Source organism: Vibrio sp. RW (assembly GCF_027587105.1).
In the GTDB taxonomy this organism is placed as follows: Bacteria; Pseudomonadota; Gammaproteobacteria; order Enterobacterales; family Vibrionaceae; genus Vibrio; species Vibrio toranzoniae.
In genome coordinates this window covers 18,679-35,601 of sequence record NZ_JAPPTM010000035.1, presented here as the reverse complement: position 1 = coordinate 35,601, position 16,923 = coordinate 18,679, and the positions used below count along the sequence as shown (strand labels likewise).

Below are 16,923 nucleotides of genomic sequence, written 5' to 3'. Positions count from 1 at the left end.
TTAATAGTGGCGTGGATCCTACTTAGTAAATATTTCATTTGTATTTACATCTAAATAAATTTTATTTTCAAGAGATAGTCCGCCGCAATAGATAAAATAGACATCTCGACCACTGTACTTCACCGATTTCACCCAGCCGCCTAATTCTTCGAAATCACTTGGGGCACATTCACCTTCAGAGATCAGCTTAGCAATCGTGTTACGAAACTTCTCTTGGTGAATCTTAAGATCGTCGGATTTAACCAAGTAAGAGTCCAATATCTCTTTATTTTCTTTTTCTGAGATAATCACTTCATCATTCGATAAACCAGACATTGCGACCCATTCTGCCGTCTGCGGGCCACCTTCTTTTAGGACGATGTAATCTGATATACGAGCCCATTTACCCTGCTTCTCTAATACTTCGACTTTTTCGCTTTTATAGAGGTAATCCGTTATCAAACCATCAACTTCCGGCTGTTCCACCACTTCAAGCTTTCTGTCCAAAACATAGAACTCTGTCTGTTCTGGCTCAGGTTTAAGCTCCATGATCGGTTCTAAGTCAGATTCAGATTGCTGAGCAACTTCTTCAACTGGTTCTTCGTCTTTCTCTGTTGGTGTTGAGTCTTTTTTCATAACAAAGAAGTAGTACGCCGCTCCTCCTCCGCCCAATACTAACAATACAAGTAAAGCGATCAGCGCTTTTTTCATTAAATCCACCAACTCTTCCGTTTTAGGTATGCTTCAAGTGTACATCAACTCATGTTGTCACTCATCTATACTCTCTAAAGAGAGTACGGTAAGTAGAGGAAAGTCATGCGTTTTTGTGCGAAGGTTATAATTATAAGTATACCTTTGATTGCCAATGTCGCGGTCGCAAGCCATTGCGATCGTGAAAACTGGCAAACACTGTTGGATCGCCAGCTCGCATTCGAAGGTCGCTATAACCAATACACCAAAGAATTCAACCGAGTTCTCTCAACTTATGAATCCCAAACCCTTCTCTCTAAACATTTCACTGAAAAACAGATCATTGGACTTTGGCTAAAGTACGAACCAAGATTTAATGTACAACTCAAGAATCATATGAATACCGCTTATGATATCTCTGAGGTTTTGTTAAAGCAGGCATACATGGTGTCTACAGAACTCGAAGGAGCTCAGTTTCTCAGCGATTCATGGCAAGCTGTCGCTAAACACTGTGCAACGGCAAAGCGACCAAGCCAATCAGAAAGCGCTCAGGTGCACGTGGCAAGTTCGCAATCGCTTTCCCAAGATCTCCATACACTCAGCGAAAAATTTCGTCAGCTGTCATCAAAGTATCGTCAAGAAGCCGCCATAATAGATAAAGCACGCCGTACTAAAATTCCTGTAAACGACGTCCAAAACTGAAATCCGCACTCGGCTTTCTCTGCTCTTTGACGGAATTAATTTGAATAGTTCGCTAATCAAAGCTTTATCAATAACTTGTAAAGTTAATGTGTCAAATATCAACAATAGAGTTTAATTTCCAACCAACCCAGGCAACTATATGAGATATTCATCACAAAATAGATTTACAAATACCAGAAAATTGTTATCATGAATATTCATATAACTTAATAACAAGACACATTTTGGCTAGGTAATATGCAAAAGACTATGGCTTTCAACTGCTTGAGTAACACGGAATGGACTGCAGAGGTAAGAGGTAAACTTTTATCTGTAGCTAAACACATGGAAGAGTTCGGTTCAGTAAGTGAGCTAGAGCTATGTAAGATATTTGGAGAAACAATTTGGAATGATGGTGTGGATTATCATTCACATGCTTTTTCATTCAGAATTAATGCACAAACTGGGGATTGTTCAATCTCTCACTTTAAGTATCACTAAGTTTTGCACCTATCATGTACGGAGTACCTTTCACGAGTTGCTCCGTTTTTATTGTTGCGTATCTGCAATTTAGTAGACAATCATTAATTGCTCCCGCGATTCCTATCAGGACTCATTACTTTTTCTGCTCATCTCATCACACAACGTATCCCTTTACCTACAGCTTAGTCGGTATAAACCGGTAGCGGCGCGTTACCTTTCACTTGTCTTATCGCAAGGTGAGTGTGGATGTCTTTGACGTTAGAGAGCCTTTGGAGCTTTCTTGTAAATGCCTCGTAGGCCATCAAGTTTGGGTTAACCACTTCTAACAGATAATCATAAGCCCCAGATACAACGTGGCAGCTGATGACCTCTTCCATCTCGACAATTGCACTTTCAAACTTATCAATAGACACTTCTTGGTGATTGTTTAAGCTCACTTCAACAAACACACTCATTGCTATACCAACTTGCTCTCGAGACAAACTCACACGATAACCGTCAATAATCCCTTTTTCTTCGAGCCTTTTGATACGCCTTGCACACGGTGAAGGTGATAAACCCACTTCATCAGCGAGCTCCGCCGTGGTTAACCTGCCATCTATTTGTAACAACTCAAGAAGATGTCTATCAATTCTATCCATAGCGAATACCGCCCATTAGTTAAATTCATTAATAATTTAAAGAATATTAGCAGAAACAATTAATGATAAGTAAAATTAGAACTAAATTTGCCAACTTATGGCACGTACTCTCCCCCATAATTAGTCATCATTCAATTTCCTTATTTATTATGATGCTTGGCTATCTATCTATTACTGTTACTTTGCTCATCTGGGCGAGCTTTTTTCTTTCTCTTAAAGGCGGCGCGAATTCAAATTTAACGCCTGCAGACATCGCACTCACACGCTTCCTTATTCCCGCCTTGGTACTCTTACCCTTGGTGTGGAAAGCTCGTAATGCCATAACAGCAGTGCCTAATCGTTACTTGGTTGGTATGTTTGTCGGCAGTGGCCTGCCTTATCTGCTCGTCGCAGGTACAGCAATGCAGTTTGTTCCTGTTTCACACGGCAGTGCTTTGATACCCGGAACACTGCCTCTGTTTGTTACCGGGATTGCAATACTCTTTTTCAAACAGCCACTTAGCCGCCACCGCAGTGCAGGTTTAGCCTTGGTGTTACTCGGTATTATATTGTTCTTAGGCAGTAGTTTAAGCAGCTTCAACTTTGAATATACAAAAGGCCACTTGTTACTTCTCTGCGGAAGCTTAATGTGGGCGACCTTTACCATCTCAGCGCGTGTCGCCAATCTTAATGCGTTAGTGAGTGCGGGGTTAATCGCTATCAGTTCAACTTTGCTATTGTTGTTTTTGATCCTGACAGGAACGCTCCCTAGCTATTTAGTAGATGCACCCATCACTCAATGGCCTTTCTCAGAGCTTGCCGTACATTCCGCAGTACAAGGGGTTGGAGCAGGCCTAATTGCCGCATTCACTTACCTTTATGCGGTTAACACTCTCGGGGCAGAGCGTTCTGCGGCGTTCGGGAGCGCGACACCAGCCGTTGCAACGTTATTAGCTATCCCTCTATTTAACGAAACCCCTGATCTTATGACTTGGTTCGCTCTAGGTTCGATTTGTATCGGCAGCTTAGTGGCAAGCAACATTTTCATGAGAAGCGACCAATCGATGCAATACCAACCGCCAAGCCATAGCAAAACTTGATTCGTTTAATTATCTATATAGATTAATTTGAAGTATTGATACCCGTATAAGCCTACCAACGTAGGCTTATCTAAAATCTGCTTTTTCTGAACTCGCTTCTCCATTAAACTGTCAGGCCTTTTTGCCCATCCAAGAGAACACCATGCAACGCGACTACACCTTAAATTGCTTAATCACCATGCCTCGCCATGAACTAGAAGAATTTAGTTTAAGAATGATTCATCGCCTGGTTCCTGAAGATGCAATGACGGAATTGTTCACTTTTGAGCAAGAAGAAGTGGCCAGTGAAGAACGTATGCAATCAGCGAAGTTTGACGCAATGCTACGAATGACCGCGATTGCCCTTGGTGAAGTGAACCTAGCATTCTCTGAATCTGACAACTCGCAACAAAACATTGAGCGTATGACTCGTCTGCTGCTTTGGCATTTCTATTCGATTTCGTTCAATCTTGAAGAAGCAATTTCGATTGAAGTGCACTGTGAGAAAGTCGAGAAGATCTTAGTTAATGCTCCGAAGGATGCATTTGGTTGGGTTAAAGAATTGACTGAACTACTTCACTTCTACGCGAAAGTGAATGAAGGCGACGAAACTAAATAAGCTAACAAAGCGAAAGAAAGCGCATAAGTTCACATAGACACGAAGCCTAATATCAGTAGAAGCTTTGTTAAAATGCGTTCTCTGCCGTTGTCCAACTAAGCCTATTAAAAGCCTTAGTATGATATATTTTAAAACTATAGACTTCGACAATATAAAAGGCCCAATCGATATACGATTAGGCCTTTGATTGGGTGTGTTGTTGCTCGCTCAGCAAAGCCTGATTAAGCCTTCAAGGTAAGTAAGCCAACAGCACAACCTAAATTTAGAACGCGTAGTTTGCGTCAACAAGTTCACTGACTTCAACTTTGTTTACTTCTGCACGTGCTTCAAGCCATTGTGCAACTTGTAACTGCTCTGCTTCTGTTACTGAACGGTAGCGTTCAACCGAACACAAGAAACCTTCAAATAACTCTAAACCACCGCCTCCAAAGCACAGGTTAAGGCTTTCGATAAAGTCGACAAACTCATCAATGAACACATCATATTGGTCAAAATCAGTCATCGATGTAGTGCAGCTTACTTCAAAACCTAGAATAGCGAATTCACCCAAATATAGCTTTTTTCGTAGGCGACGATTTTTATTTTCGATTTTATCTAATTTCATAACTGTCTCTCTTTACGTTTAATAAGGCACTTATACACAGTTCCTAATCAATTCCCAAGAGTTTTGTATTACACGAAGGCCTTCCGGGTAAAAATTGTTCTACATAAACAAAACCTTAATCAAAACTATAAAAATCTGTCACCTAACTGCTTCACGATTAGTCACACCTTGATCAAAGCGATTTACTCGTTAGTAAGTGGCTAGATCATTCATGGACAACTAATAAATACAATCAATAGGAATCAGTACAGATGAGCAAGGAAACATTTGATAGCACTCGTTTCAACAAGAGCACAAATAAACCTTTCGAAGAAGTTTTAGACGCCAATCTATCGAGAAGGAACGTATTGAAAGGCGGCTTAGGTATCAGTGCAATGACCGCATTTGGTGCGTTTGGACTTTCCGGGTGCAACTCTTCTAGCTCAAGCATTCCAGCAGGTAATGGTTCAGGTGTATCAAGTGCAATGCTGAACTTTGATTCAATTCCAGGATCACTAACCGATGCAGTCTCGGTTCCACAAGGTTACATAGCACAAGTATTAGTACCATGGGGGACACCTTTAAATGCACAAGGTAGTGCATGGAAAGATGACGGCAGCAACACAAGTGACGAACAATTAAATGCGCTAGGTATGCACCACGATGGGATGCACTTCTTTCCTTTAAATGACAGAACTACAGACGGCTTATTGTGTATCAACCATGAATACATAGACTCGATGGCGCTGCACCCAAGTGGCCCAACCGTAGAAAGTGGTGTACGTACTGTTGTAGATGAAGTACGTAAAGAAATTAATGCCCATGGCGTATCAGTTGTTCGAATTCAACTCGAAGACAACATGTGGAAACTGGTTGATACCGATCCACTCAACCGTCGCTACACAGGTGCGACGACTATGGACTTGTCTGGCCCTGTCGCACATACCGCTCACACTGTGACTCGCTTCTCCCCTGATGGCAGCCAAGCACGCGGTACATTGAACAACTGTGGTAATGGTTTCACACCATGGGGCACTTACTTAACGTGTGAAGAAAACTGGCCAGGTTACTTCGTTAATGCAGGTGTTCGTACTGAAGAGCAAGATCGTATTGGCGTAGATGACACAAGTACACGTTACTTGTGGGACACACTCGCTGGTAACACAGAAGAACGTTTGGATGAATTTACCCGCTTTAATGTAGAGCCAACAGGCGCAAGCTCAATGGACGATTACCGAAACGAAGCGAACGGCCACGGTTACATTGTTGAAATCGATCCATATACACAGAACTCTCGTGCGAAGAAACGCACTGCACTAGGTCGTTTCCGTCACGAAGGTTGTACTTTTGGTAAACTAGAAAAAGGTCAACCAGTTGTCTTTTACTCGGGACACGATTCTCGTTTTGAGTACCTATACAAATTTGAATCGGCAGCTGGCTGGGATCCAGCAGATGCGAATCCATCAAACCGTTTAGCAACCGGTGATAAATACATGGATGAAGGCACGCTTTATGTGGCACGTTTCAATGAAGACAGCTCAGGTACTTGGTTACCGTTGGATCTAAATAGCATTACGTTAGCTGGGGGGACTTTGGCAGACCATTTCAACTCTTTGGCTGAGATCATCATAAACACAGCGGGCGCTGCGGACCTCGTTGGTGCAACACCAATGGATCGCCCAGAGTGGTGTACCGTCGATCCATACACAGGCTCTGTATATCTAACACTAACCAACAACACCAAGCGCACCAGTGAAACGAATGCAGCAAACCCACGTTTAAACAACAAATTTGGTCATGTGATTCGTTGGGATGAAGGTGAAGCAGCAACGGACTTCACTTGGGATATTTTCTTATTTGGTTCACCAGCCAATGGCGATACAGAGATTAACCGTTCTGGATTAACGGACCTGAACCAATTCGCTAGCCCAGACGGCTTAGCGTTTGACGCTCGTGGTATTTTGTGGATTCAAACCGATAATGGTGCTGACGAAGTGACAGGCTACACCAATGATCAAATGCTGGCAGTCGTACCCTCTAAATTGACGGATGAAAATGGAAATCAAGCAGTAATTACAAAGGACAACCAAGCAGAGTTAAAACGCTTTTTTGTTGGCCCAAACGGTTGTGAAGTTACAGGTTTTACCATCAGCCCAGACTATAAGTCATTGTTTGTAAATATACAGCATCCGGGAAACTGGCCATTCAGCGATAATGCAGCAGAGGAGACTCCGTCAGGTATGTCGGTGCGTCCTCGTGCAGCAACGGTTGTGATTCGTCGTGAAGATGGCGGTGAAATAGCGGTTTAAGATCAGTTAAAAACTCTTGTGTAGCAATATAAGCTAAAGAGTCAAATTATAGGCAAGTAATAACAAAAAGAGCGATAAGGCCAAAGCCCTATCGCTCTTTTTTACATTCTATTGATTAGCTTGCTCTGTTAACTCACAAGCTATCCGCTATCGTGATAAGGAAGAATGACGAATGGCCTTTGCACGTTATCGCTAACTAACGAACAACCACACACCAACGCCCATCATCAGCGTGCCAGCAATGCGGTTCATCAACTTTACATTGTCAGCCTTGCCTAGCATATGCTTAAGGCTCTTCCCGCCTGTCGCGTACAAGGTCATGCAAACGAATTCAGACACCAGAATAATAGAAACTAGAATGAACAACTGTGGCGCTAGATCGATTTTGCTGTTAATGAAAGGAGGCAATAACGAAATCATAAACGCCCAACCTTTCGGGTTAGCAATCGCAGTAACAAAACCTTGAACTACCAAGTCCCAATCATTGTTTACTTGAGTCTCTAGATTATCAGTACTGATCGCCAACTTACCTCTTGAGCGCCACATTTGTACACCCAAGTAGAACAAGTAACCTGCGCCGATAAATTTAAACCCAGTAAACAGCCACGGGTAATTGAGCATGATTGACGCAATGCCCAATACAGCGGCAACTGACACAACAGCTACACCGGCCAGTTCGCCGATCATCATCCATAATGTGCGCTTGTATCCAACACTCATTCCTAGTGTCAACGCCAGAGTCATACACATACCGGGCGTGATTGACACAAAGAAAAACGTGGGAATAAAAGCCCAAAGTAGTGCGCTATCCATATTATTACCTTATCGACTTATTTTTATTGTATGGCTGTTGTTTCTTAAGCGGGCTTAAAGCGAAGCGATGTTGAAACGAAGCAGTAATGACAATAAACAATATTGCGAACAATACAAACAAAAAGAGCCACATAATAGTGACTCTTTTCATTCACCGACCGTAATTACTTACGACGATTTTTAATTCGCTTCATCATAGTCAAACGACGTTCAGCGCTTGCTTGATCTTGCTGGTCTTCGTTCGCGTTGTTCTTACGACCTTGGCGGTTTTTGTAAGCCGACTTAGTGTTCAGCTTTTCAATGTAAGCATCACGCTTCTTCGGTTCGTAACCCGGTTGCTCAACACGGCGAATACGCTGTTGAATCAGTGTCTCAACTTGAACAACCGTCAGCTCTTCTTCGCGGTTAACGAAAGACACAGCGTGACCTTGCTTACCAGCACGACCTGTACGGCCAATACGGTGAACGTAATCTTCCGCTAGAAAAGGCATGTCGTAGTTAATCACGTGTGGTAAGTCTTCAATATCCAAACCACGAGCCGCAACGTCGGTTGCCACCATCACACGTGCTCTGCCTTCTTTAAAGTCATCCAATGCGCGACGACGAGCGCTTTGCGCTTTATCACCGTGACACAGTACCGCTTTAATACCGTCAAGCTTAAGCTCTTTAACCACGTCGTTCGCTGTTTCTTTGTAGTTCACGAACACAAGCACTTGGCGCCAGTTTTTACGACCAATCAGTTCAGAAAGCAGTTCTGTTTTACGTTCTTGATCAACTGGGTAAACCACGTGGCCAACCGTAGCAGCCGTTGAGTTCTCGCGTTCAACACTGATACGTTTTGGTTTACGTAGAATATCTACTGACAGTTGGTTCAACTGAGTCGATGTTGTCGCCGAGAACATCATGATCTGTGGCGATGTTTCTACATCCAGCATGATCTTACGAACAGCATTGATGAAACCCATATCTAGGATACGGTCAGCTTCATCAAATACTAGGAATTCTAGGTTAGCAATAGACACGTTACCCGCTTCTAAATGCTCTTCTAAACGGCCAGGGGTTGCAACCAAGATATCCACACCCAGTTCTAACTGACGAACTTGTGAAGACATCTTGTTACCACCGTAAACCGCAGAAACGCTTAGTTCCGTGTATTTAACGTAGTCTTTGATGTTTTGAGCGATCTGCGCAGCAAGCTCACGAGTTGGAGCAAGAATAAGGCCGCGAGCCGTTCCTCGAGATGCTTTTTTACCACTGTTCAGTAGGTGCTGAATAACAGGCAATGCGAATGCCGCTGTTTTACCCGTACCAGTTTGAGCAGTAGCAAAAATATCATGGCCTTTACGAGCCATTGGAATTGCTTTTTGTTGAATTGGAGTGAGTTTTTCATAACCACACTCAGTCAACGCTTTGACTAATTCAGGAGCAAAACCTTGAGAAGAAAATGACATTGTTACGGGTTCCTTAAGCAGACAGCCTACATTCTTATTTCAGCCGAGCACTATAAAGTAATTAGAGTGATTTATCTCACATTTATCGTGACATAACGCAAACTTTCTCATTTAATCCGGTGTTTACCTCACCATCCGCGAAGCAAACACCAGAATCATCGTTTCAAACAGAATAATTGTTCTATTTGATGCCACACAGCTTGAGTAAAATCTGTTCCAGATCGCCCCAAGGCATAAGCTGCGAGTCGATCACTTCCAATCGAGATTCAAACCCATCGAGCGTGATTTCATTGACTGACACAACTTGATTCGCCACATTGAATGCGTAGCAACCTTGGTCAGTATTCACCACGGCTTTTACACGCTCAGCCGTTAGGTCTGACAACATTGAGAAGAGCGCATCGAAATCAAACTTATACTCGGCACCAAACAGCCAACCGCAACTAAAGTAGCCTTGACCTTTATTCTCTTTACGGATGAACGCTTCACCGGGAGGAAGTTGGAATTGAGGCTCTTGTTCAGCGTGATCGTGATGATGCGCTTCAATATGGGATGAAGCAGTGCCATATACTCTTTCAATGTCCAACACTTCCAATGGCACTTCACCATCGTGAATCAGCTTATGAAATACTTTGGCTGGCGTTTGATCCGTCACCCAATCATTAAACACATCGATGTCTTCAGAATGAACAAGATCGACCTTAGTTCCGAGAATCACATCTGCACTGTCTAGTTGATCATTGAAATTCTGATTCGAAGTGTACTTTTCATTAGATAGATTGCGTGGGTCAACCAAACCTAACGTGGCTTTAAGATCAACGTACGGCGTGTACTGCTCTGAAGTCAGCGTCGCTATCACTTGCTTTGGATGACCAAGCCCAGTTGGTTCAATCAGCAAACGGTCTGGTTTTTGACGTAACAATGCATTAATGCCAACCGACATAGGTACGCCCGCGGTACAGCACATACAACCACCGGGGACTTCTTTGATAAGCGCTCCCTGATCCGTCATTAGCGCCCCATCAATACCAACTTCACCGAACTCATTAACCAGAACAGCCCAGTTTTCATTTTCAGGTTTATTTTTTAGCAGGTTCAAGATGGCTGTCGTTTTACCAACACCCAAGAAACCCGTAATGATATTTGTAGGCACTTTTTTGGTCATATCAGTTCTCCTTTTTAAGGGAGTATATACTCAATCACTAAAAAGTTGACCCCAATCGATTGTTTATACTGAGAATAGTTAATGGGGAGGTGTCTTTAATATAATCAAAAAGATAATTTGTAGGGATATAAAGCGGGAAAGTTGAGGCACAAAACGAACTAAAGGCGTACTTTATCAGTACGCCTCACCCTCGTTACTCAATCGTGAGTTCGCGAATCAGGAAGTCTTAAATATCGACCTGAACATTTAACGAGGAACTAAACGTTGTCTTTGAGTCCGTCCAAATTGTGTGTAAAACCTCATTTCTCCTTGCGGTTCGTTATGTTGCTTTACGATTTAACTATGGTTCATTTTTGAGGAGATTCAAGCTACCACCAGATAATTGCTAAAAATTGTGACGTTGATTCCACTATTACTCGTATGTTTCATTTATGAAATGAACTCATACCATAAATGAAATTCAACTTTTCATCTTTGTTGCTATAGGATATTCAGAGGAAGCGTATAATTTGTGCATACTCACCTTATCAACTCAGGAACCTTACCTTTATGACCAGAAGAGAGAAAATAAAGCAGTCCTTATTAGCTAAAATGCCAAGGGATGCTATTAGCCAATTTCTCTCTAGGGATAAGACACCCGCTTCGGTTCTCTTTCTTTCTTGTATCGTTGGTGTGCTTGCCGGCGTTGTTGGTACTTATTTCGAAGTTGCCGTTCATTTCATATCAGAGACTCGAACTGATTGGCTGAAAGATGAAATTGTTCACCACTTACCACTTTGGCTTGCAGCATTCCTTATCAGTGCTGCATTTGCCTTTATCGGTTATTTCCTCGTGCACCGCTTTGCTCCCGAAGCTGCAGGTTCAGGTATCCCTGAGATCGAAGGCGCAATGGATGGCATGCGGCCTGTTCGCTGGTGGCGAGTACTGCCAGTAAAGTTCTTTGGTGGTATGGGCGCATTAGGCTCGGGCATGGTGTTAGGTCGTGAAGGACCTACCGTTCAAATGGGCGGTAGCATCGGTCGAATGATCACAGACATTTTTCGAGTCAAAGATGACGATACTCGACACTCATTGCTCGCTTCAGGTGCCGCAGGCGGTTTAGCCGCCGCATTCAATGCACCATTGGCCGGAATTATGTTTGTCGTCGAAGAAATGAGACCACAATTTCGCTATTCACTCATTTCAATCAAAGCGGTCATTATCTCTGCAATCTCTGCCAATATTGTTTTTCGTTCAATCAATGGTCAGTCCGCTGTTATCACAATGCCTCAGTATCAACCGCCAGAATTAGATGCGCTTTGGTTATTCCTGTTATTAGGGGTACTGTTCGGTTTGTTTGGTGTCACTTTCAATAAACTGATTACGCTTTCCCAAGACCTGTTTGTAAAGGTTCATAAGAACGACCGTAAACGCTACCTAATCACCGGGACCCTGCTTGGTGGTTGCTTTGGTTTATTACTGCTGTATATACCTGAATTAACTGGCGGTGGTATTGGCATCATCCCGAACATTACTAATGGTAATTATAGTACCAACGTACTACTACTCATTTTCTTAGGGCGTGTTCTCACCACACTACTTTGTTTCGGATCTGGTGCGCCAGGGGGTATTTTTGCACCTATGCTAGCGCTAGGGACTCTCTTTGGTTACGCGTTTGGACTTATCGCTTTGGCATTCTTTCCTGAGTTGAATATTGAACCCGGTATGTTTGCGATCGCCGGCATGGGCGCATTATTCGCGGCAACCGTGCGTGCACCAATTACAGGTATATTATTAGTGATCGAAATGACCAATAACTACTACCTCATTCTCCCTCTGATCATCACCTGTTTAGGGGCGGTTATCATTGCTCAGATGCTAGGTGGCCAGCCAATTTATACTCAGTTATTGAATCGCACGTTGAAAAACGAAAAGCTACGACAACAAGACCTTCCTCCACAAGAAGAAACTCTATCGCGATAAGAACGACAAATCGAATGAGATGACCAACCCTAAAGCACATATTAGTCGTGCTTAATGTCCCGATTTCGCATCAAAGTAAAAAAAGCAAACGTTATACTTGCTATTATCCTCTCAAACTTCTCTGAGTGCCCAATGACATCCTGTGACGGCACAATTGAACGTTGTCGTTAGATTATACGTTCTAAAATCAATTGAGCTGGAGCAAATCGTTGAACTGGAAAAGGTTAACCCAAGTAAAAAATGTGCCGCCATCTCAGGCGTCTTTAGCACTTGGAATAATTGGACTAGGACAAGCTTGGGCTTTATATGTTCCAGGTATTGGTGAAATCATTCGCCCCTACCTTGCTTCATTTGGCGGTTTGTTGCTACTTCCCGTTCTACTCCGTTATCTAACAAGTTTTAATACCTTTTTAAATGATATCCGCCACCCGTTAAGTGGAAGCTTAATGGCACCGATGAGCATGGCGCTTCTAATTCTGTGTGACTATTTAGCTGAAATATCGCCAGTTATTGCCTATCCAATTTGGTTCTGTGCATTATTACTGCATTTTACCATGATGGTGTTGTTCTTTAGCTTTCAGATCATCAATTTCAAAATGTCGAATATTGTCCCGAGTTGGTTTCTTTATCCTGTAGGTTTAATTAGCAGTTCACTGGCGGGAACACAATTTGGCCATACGGTGTTTTCTGAAACACTCGCAACGACATGTATTACTATCTATTTCTTCATGCTACCCGTAGTACTGTATCGCTTGGTTTTCGAAGGAAACCTTCCCCGCAGAGCAAGACCAACACTCGCCATTATGGCAGCACCTGTAAACTTATCTTTAGCCGCTTATTTAGTCAATTTCGACAGTCCAGATCCGATACTAACAGGCGCTTTGGCTGGTATCGCCATTACCATGACGCTGCTGATTTACTTGTGCTACATTCGCTTAATGCGCTTGAAATTCCAACCTTCAATTGCTGCGGTGACCTTTCCATCGGTGATAAGTGCCATTGCTATGCATCGCTTAACCACCTTTTTCGGCACTGAATATCCACAATGGTATTGGCTACACAAGTTTGGTTTCTTCGAACTTACCATAGCTACGATATTGGTTATTTGGGTGGCTGGCGGTTACATAAAAATGTATTGGCCAGAGTGTTTTGATTCTGATTATACGTCTCAAAAGATCAAACGTTCTTAAATCGTTCGCCAGAAGCGCCTATTTGATAAAACGTCCCCCCATTTCCGGTTCAAGGCAGAATGAACCAAACAAAAAAACCTCACACTGTGAGGCTTTTGAATGGGCAAAGTTTTTTAATAGAACAGGCCTTACGATTAGAAGTTAGCGTGAGGGCCAAATACTTCGTAGTGTACGCGTGAGCGGTCAACGTTAAGTGCGTCTAGTTGTTCCACAATGTTCTTCATGAAACCAACCGGACCACAGATGTAAAAATCACTCTCTTCAAAACCTTTAGTATCCGAGATAGACGCTAGATCCATTTGACCGTGATATGTGTTTTCACATGCAGACTCATCTTTGTTCATGTACCACGTTTTCGCTTCCCAACCTTTGTCGGCAACAATGTCTTTAACGCGAGTCGTGAATGAGTGTTGACCTGCGTTTTCACAAGCGTGAAGGTAAACTACTGGCTCGTTTTTCTCGTTAGTGTTTAAGAACTCAAGCATTGACTGCATTGGCGTAACACCGACGCCTGCAGAGATAAGTGTTACCGGCTTACTGCGCTCTTGATACATGAAGTCACCCGCTGGCGCATATAGGCTAACTTCATCACCGACAGCAACCTTGTCGTGTAGGTGGTTAGATACCACGCCTTGTGTCTCTTGCCCTTGTCCTTCACGTTTAACAGAGATGCGGTATTGTTTACCGTTCGGCTTGTCTGATAGCGAGTATTGACGAATCTCGCTGTATTGAGAGCCTTCCGGTTTCACTTCGATACCGATGTATTGACCTGGAGTGTAATCCAAAACTTTACCGCCATCTTTTGGCTGAAGGATAAAGCTTGTTACGAGTGCTGATTCTTCGATCTTGTCTGCGATTACAAACGTACGAGCGGCTTCCCAACCACCAACAGCTTGCTTACGTTGTAGGTAAAGTTCGGCTTCACGATCAATAAAAACTTGCGCTAAAAATAGGTAAGCGGCTGTCCATGCTTCTTCCACTTCTGGCGTAAACGCATCAGCAGCTAATTCACGTAGTGTTTCAATCAAGTGTAAACCAACAATTTGGTAGTGCTCTGGTTGAATGTTAAAACTGGTATGCTTTTGTGCGATACGCTCAACCGCTGTGGTTAACGCTGCAAGGTTTTCAATATTTTTTGCATAAGCCGCGATAGCTTCAAACAGTGCCACACCTTGGCGACCTGTTCTTTGGTGAGTCATATTGAAGATATCTTTCAATTCCGGGTTATGCGTGAACATACGTTGATAGAAGTGTTGAGTTAAAGCAGGGCCTGCGCTTTCTAAAAGAGGAATGGTCGATTTGATGATGTTGATATGTAGATTGTTTAGCATTGATTTACTCCGAACACTTAGTTTTTTGACCGTCATGTCAAATTGACTAATTTCATTTAAAGATGACTTATATAATTTCTTTCTCAATACATTCTTAGGCTGCATTTTATTATGAGAGTAACGTGGGCTGATAAATTGACATCCATTGATTCAAATCAAAAATTGGTCAGATATTCAGTCATATAGACAACACGTAATGGACACATTGCACAAACGGTGCCAACATGCGAGAGCTTGTTGTGTCTGGCATCCTTTCAAAAATTCACTTCCAACTTTAGTCAAAAAGACCTTTTTTTTGTGTCATAAAGACTCTATCATGTATAAAAATACAAACGGTATGAACTCTTTTGCAAGATATCTCAGCATCCACTCTCATGGAAATGACGATTGGTTTAGCCAGCGGTGTGAACGATCAAGACCGTTTCAATCGCTTAATCGATGCCATTCGTAAGACCATCACATGTGATTGTGTCGCGCTTTTAAGCCTTCAAGGTGACACGCTAGTACCCATTGCTATGCAAGGACTCAGCAGAGACACATTCGGTCGTCGCTTTATCATTTCTGAGCACCCTCGCTTTGAAGAGATCTGCGCATCTCGCTCTCCTGTTCGCTTTGATGCTGACAGCTCATTGCCTGATCCTTTTGACGGCTTGCTGATCGATCATGATGGGGATTTGCCAATGCACGCTTGTATGGGTCTTCCGCTGTTATTTGGAGACAAACTGCTGGGGATCCTAACGTTAGACAGCCTAAAGCCAGATGTCTTTGCTAATATTCCTGCTCGCAATCTCGAAGTACTGGCTGCAATTGCAGCGTCAACCATGCAAATGGCGATGACTTTCTCGCAACTTGAACATCAAGCTAAACAGTCAAAGCAGTTATTAGAAGAGTTAAATGTGGAGGCGTGGGAGCGCGATGGCGGAGAACTGATCGGCAAAAGCGATACCATGATGGCGCTTAAGAATGACATTGCGATTGTCGCGCCTTCAGAGTTCAATATCCTAATTCACGGTGACACGGGGGTTGGTAAAGAGCTCGTTGCTCGTACGCTGCATCATCAATCACAGCGTAAACGTAACCCGCTTGTGTATGTTAACTGCGCTGCGATTCCCGAAAATTTAGTAGAAAGTGAACTGTTTGGCCACGTTCGTGGTGCGTTTACCGGTGCAGATAAAAATCGCCTTGGTAAGTTTGCGCTAGCAGACAGTGGCACCTTGTTCCTTGATGAGATTGGCGAACTGCCTTTAGCTGCGCAAAGTAAGCTACTACGTGCGCTGCAAAACAACGAAATCCAACCTGTAGGCCAAGACAACATCCAAACCATTGATGTTCGTGTATTAGCCGCGACCAACCGAGACTTAAAACAAGAAGTCGAAGATGGCCGATTTAGAGCCGATTTATATCACCGGTTGAGTGTTTACCCTATTGCTGTGCCTGCACTGAAAGATCGTGGTGACGATATCAGCTTGCTTGCGGGTTTCTTCCTAGAGCAAGCGCGTCGTAAACTTGGCATCAACCAAGTGAAATTCCGTTCTGATGTGCTTGTATTCCTGAACCGTTATGGCTGGCCTGGTAACGTACGTGAACTGGAGCATGTGATCAGCCGTTCAGCGTTGAAAGCTCTAGCTCGTAGCACTAACAAAAACCTAGTGACGATTACCAAAGAAGATTGCGGCCCACTGGACCAAGATCAACCGATCGCAACCACACAAGCGAAGACGACACCGCTATCGACACCAACGATCGATCTCTCGGAAGGGTTGCGAGGAGCAACAGATGACTTTCAACGCAGCATCATTACTGAGGTGCTAGAAGATGCCAACTTTAACTGGGCGCAGGCAGGACGAGTGCTGAAAACAGACCGAGCAAACTTAACTCGACTCTCTAAACGTTTAGGGCTAAATGTGGCTAAGTCTCACACGATCGAACGGACAAAATAGATATTAGCGGTTTGTTGCGAGCATCTGG

Annotated in this window: 15 protein-coding genes; 8 read left to right on the top strand and 7 right to left on the bottom strand. The window is 43.3% G+C overall.

The genetic code is table 11. From position 1 onward, the window contains the following. Window positions 1-18 precede the first annotated feature (18 nt). The gene (locus OCT63_RS19410) at window positions 19-699 is read right to left on the bottom strand and encodes a hypothetical protein (RefSeq protein ID WP_161679462.1); all 681 of its coding nucleotides are present in this window, start codon (window positions 697-699) and stop codon (window positions 19-21) included. Window positions 700-795: 96 nt separating this feature from the next. On the opposite strand from OCT63_RS19410, the gene OCT63_RS19405 reads away from it, so the two are divergent. Together OCT63_RS19405 and OCT63_RS19400 are read left to right on the top strand one after the other, a co-directional pair. Continuing rightward, the gene (locus OCT63_RS19405; RefSeq protein WP_161684490.1) at window positions 796-1,371 is read left to right on the top strand and encodes a hypothetical protein; all 576 of its coding nucleotides are present in this window, start codon (window positions 796-798) and stop codon (window positions 1,369-1,371) included. 237 nt (window positions 1,372-1,608) lie between these two features. Further along, entirely contained in the window at window positions 1,609-1,851 is a 243-nt protein-coding gene (locus OCT63_RS19400) for a hypothetical protein (protein WP_017058186.1), read from the top strand. Window positions 1,852-2,015: 164 nt separating this feature from the next. On the opposite strand, the gene OCT63_RS19395 is transcribed toward OCT63_RS19400, so the two are convergent. Beyond that, on the bottom strand, window positions 2,016-2,474 hold the full coding sequence (locus OCT63_RS19395) for an Lrp/AsnC family transcriptional regulator (protein ID WP_017058185.1): 459 nt from the start codon (window positions 2,472-2,474) through the stop codon (window positions 2,016-2,018). Between the two features lie 149 nt (window positions 2,475-2,623). On the opposite strand from OCT63_RS19395, the gene OCT63_RS19390 reads away from it, so the two are divergent. Together OCT63_RS19390 and OCT63_RS19385 are read left to right on the top strand one after the other, a co-directional pair. Next, on the top strand, window positions 2,624-3,553 hold the full coding sequence (locus OCT63_RS19390; protein ID WP_161684492.1) for a DMT family transporter: 930 nt from the start codon (window positions 2,624-2,626) through the stop codon (window positions 3,551-3,553). Between the two features lie 142 nt (window positions 3,554-3,695). Beyond that, window positions 3,696-4,151, top strand: a complete 456-nt coding sequence (locus OCT63_RS19385) for an exoribonuclease R (RefSeq protein WP_137007857.1) — start codon at window positions 3,696-3,698, stop codon at window positions 4,149-4,151. A 262-nt stretch (window positions 4,152-4,413) separates the two neighbouring features. On the opposite strand, the gene OCT63_RS19380 is transcribed toward OCT63_RS19385, so the two are convergent. Then, window positions 4,414-4,755, bottom strand: coding sequence for a YggL family protein (locus OCT63_RS19380; RefSeq protein WP_017058182.1), 342 nt, complete (start codon window positions 4,753-4,755; stop codon window positions 4,414-4,416). A 251-nt stretch (window positions 4,756-5,006) separates the two neighbouring features. Between OCT63_RS19380 and OCT63_RS19375 the strand changes: the two genes are divergently transcribed. After that, window positions 5,007-7,043: a PhoX family protein gene (locus OCT63_RS19375; protein ID WP_161684494.1), complete on the top strand. Its 2,037-nt coding sequence runs from the start codon at window positions 5,007-5,009 to the stop codon at window positions 7,041-7,043. A gap of 192 nt (window positions 7,044-7,235) precedes the next feature. Here the strand turns inward: OCT63_RS19375 and OCT63_RS19370 are convergent, their stop codons facing one another. From OCT63_RS19370 to OCT63_RS19360, 3 genes are all read right to left on the bottom strand, one after another. Next, window positions 7,236-7,856, bottom strand: a complete 621-nt coding sequence (locus tag OCT63_RS19370) for a LysE family translocator (RefSeq protein WP_017058180.1) — start codon at window positions 7,854-7,856, stop codon at window positions 7,236-7,238. A 164-nt stretch (window positions 7,857-8,020) separates the two neighbouring features. Further along, a complete protein-coding gene (locus OCT63_RS19365; protein WP_060469627.1) occupies window positions 8,021-9,307 on the bottom strand; it encodes a DEAD/DEAH box helicase in 1,287 nt (428 codons plus the stop codon). A gap of 181 nt (window positions 9,308-9,488) precedes the next feature. Continuing rightward, complete coding sequence (locus OCT63_RS19360) at window positions 9,489-10,472, bottom strand: CobW family GTP-binding protein (RefSeq protein WP_161679468.1); 984 nt, start codon at window positions 10,470-10,472, stop codon at window positions 9,489-9,491. 549 nt (window positions 10,473-11,021) lie between these two features. Here OCT63_RS19360 and clcA point away from each other — a divergent pair. Together clcA and OCT63_RS19350 are read left to right on the top strand one after the other, a co-directional pair. After that, window positions 11,022-12,434, top strand: a complete 1,413-nt coding sequence (gene clcA / locus OCT63_RS19355; protein WP_060469625.1) for a H(+)/Cl(-) exchange transporter ClcA — start codon at window positions 11,022-11,024, stop codon at window positions 12,432-12,434. Between the two features lie 209 nt (window positions 12,435-12,643). Then, complete coding sequence (locus OCT63_RS19350) at window positions 12,644-13,624, top strand: TDT family transporter (RefSeq protein WP_017058176.1); 981 nt, start codon at window positions 12,644-12,646, stop codon at window positions 13,622-13,624. Between the two features lie 134 nt (window positions 13,625-13,758). Here OCT63_RS19350 and hmpA read toward each other — a convergent pair whose 3' ends face one another. Further along, window positions 13,759-14,955 (bottom strand): NO-inducible flavohemoprotein, encoded by a 1,197-nt coding sequence (hmpA, locus tag OCT63_RS19345; RefSeq protein ID WP_161684498.1) that lies wholly within the window; start codon window positions 14,953-14,955, stop codon window positions 13,759-13,761. A 347-nt stretch (window positions 14,956-15,302) separates the two neighbouring features. On the opposite strand from hmpA, the gene norR reads away from it, so the two are divergent. Further along, complete coding sequence (gene norR, locus OCT63_RS19340; protein ID WP_269984359.1) at window positions 15,303-16,895, top strand: nitric oxide reductase transcriptional regulator NorR; 1,593 nt, start codon at window positions 15,303-15,305, stop codon at window positions 16,893-16,895. Window positions 16,896-16,923 lie beyond the last annotated feature (28 nt).

Excerpts from the sequence above, each read along its gene's own strand:
- OCT63_RS19405 (WP_161684490.1), top strand. The coding sequence starts at position 796 with ATGCGTTTTTGTGCGAAGGTTATAATTATAAGTATACCTTTGATTGCC.
- OCT63_RS19400 (WP_017058186.1), top strand. The coding sequence starts at position 1,609 with ATGCAAAAGACTATGGCTTTCAACTGCTTGAGTAACACGGAATGGACT.
- OCT63_RS19395 (WP_017058185.1), bottom strand. The coding sequence starts at position 2,474 with ATGGATAGAATTGATAGACATCTTCTTGAGTTGTTACAAATAGATGGC.
- OCT63_RS19390 (WP_161684492.1), top strand. The coding sequence starts at position 2,624 with ATGATGCTTGGCTATCTATCTATTACTGTTACTTTGCTCATCTGGGCG.
- OCT63_RS19385 (WP_137007857.1), top strand. The coding sequence starts at position 3,696 with ATGCAACGCGACTACACCTTAAATTGCTTAATCACCATGCCTCGCCAT.
- OCT63_RS19380 (WP_017058182.1), bottom strand. The coding sequence starts at position 4,755 with ATGAAATTAGATAAAATCGAAAATAAAAATCGTCGCCTACGAAAAAAG.
- OCT63_RS19375 (WP_161684494.1), top strand. The coding sequence starts at position 5,007 with ATGAGCAAGGAAACATTTGATAGCACTCGTTTCAACAAGAGCACAAAT.
- OCT63_RS19370 (WP_017058180.1), bottom strand. The coding sequence starts at position 7,856 with ATGGATAGCGCACTACTTTGGGCTTTTATTCCCACGTTTTTCTTTGTG.
- OCT63_RS19365 (WP_060469627.1), bottom strand. The coding sequence starts at position 9,307 with ATGTCATTTTCTTCTCAAGGTTTTGCTCCTGAATTAGTCAAAGCGTTG.
- OCT63_RS19360 (WP_161679468.1), bottom strand. The coding sequence starts at position 10,472 with ATGACCAAAAAAGTGCCTACAAATATCATTACGGGTTTCTTGGGTGTT.
- clcA (WP_060469625.1), top strand. The coding sequence starts at position 11,022 with ATGACCAGAAGAGAGAAAATAAAGCAGTCCTTATTAGCTAAAATGCCA.
- hmpA (WP_161684498.1), bottom strand. The coding sequence starts at position 14,955 with ATGCTAAACAATCTACATATCAACATCATCAAATCGACCATTCCTCTT.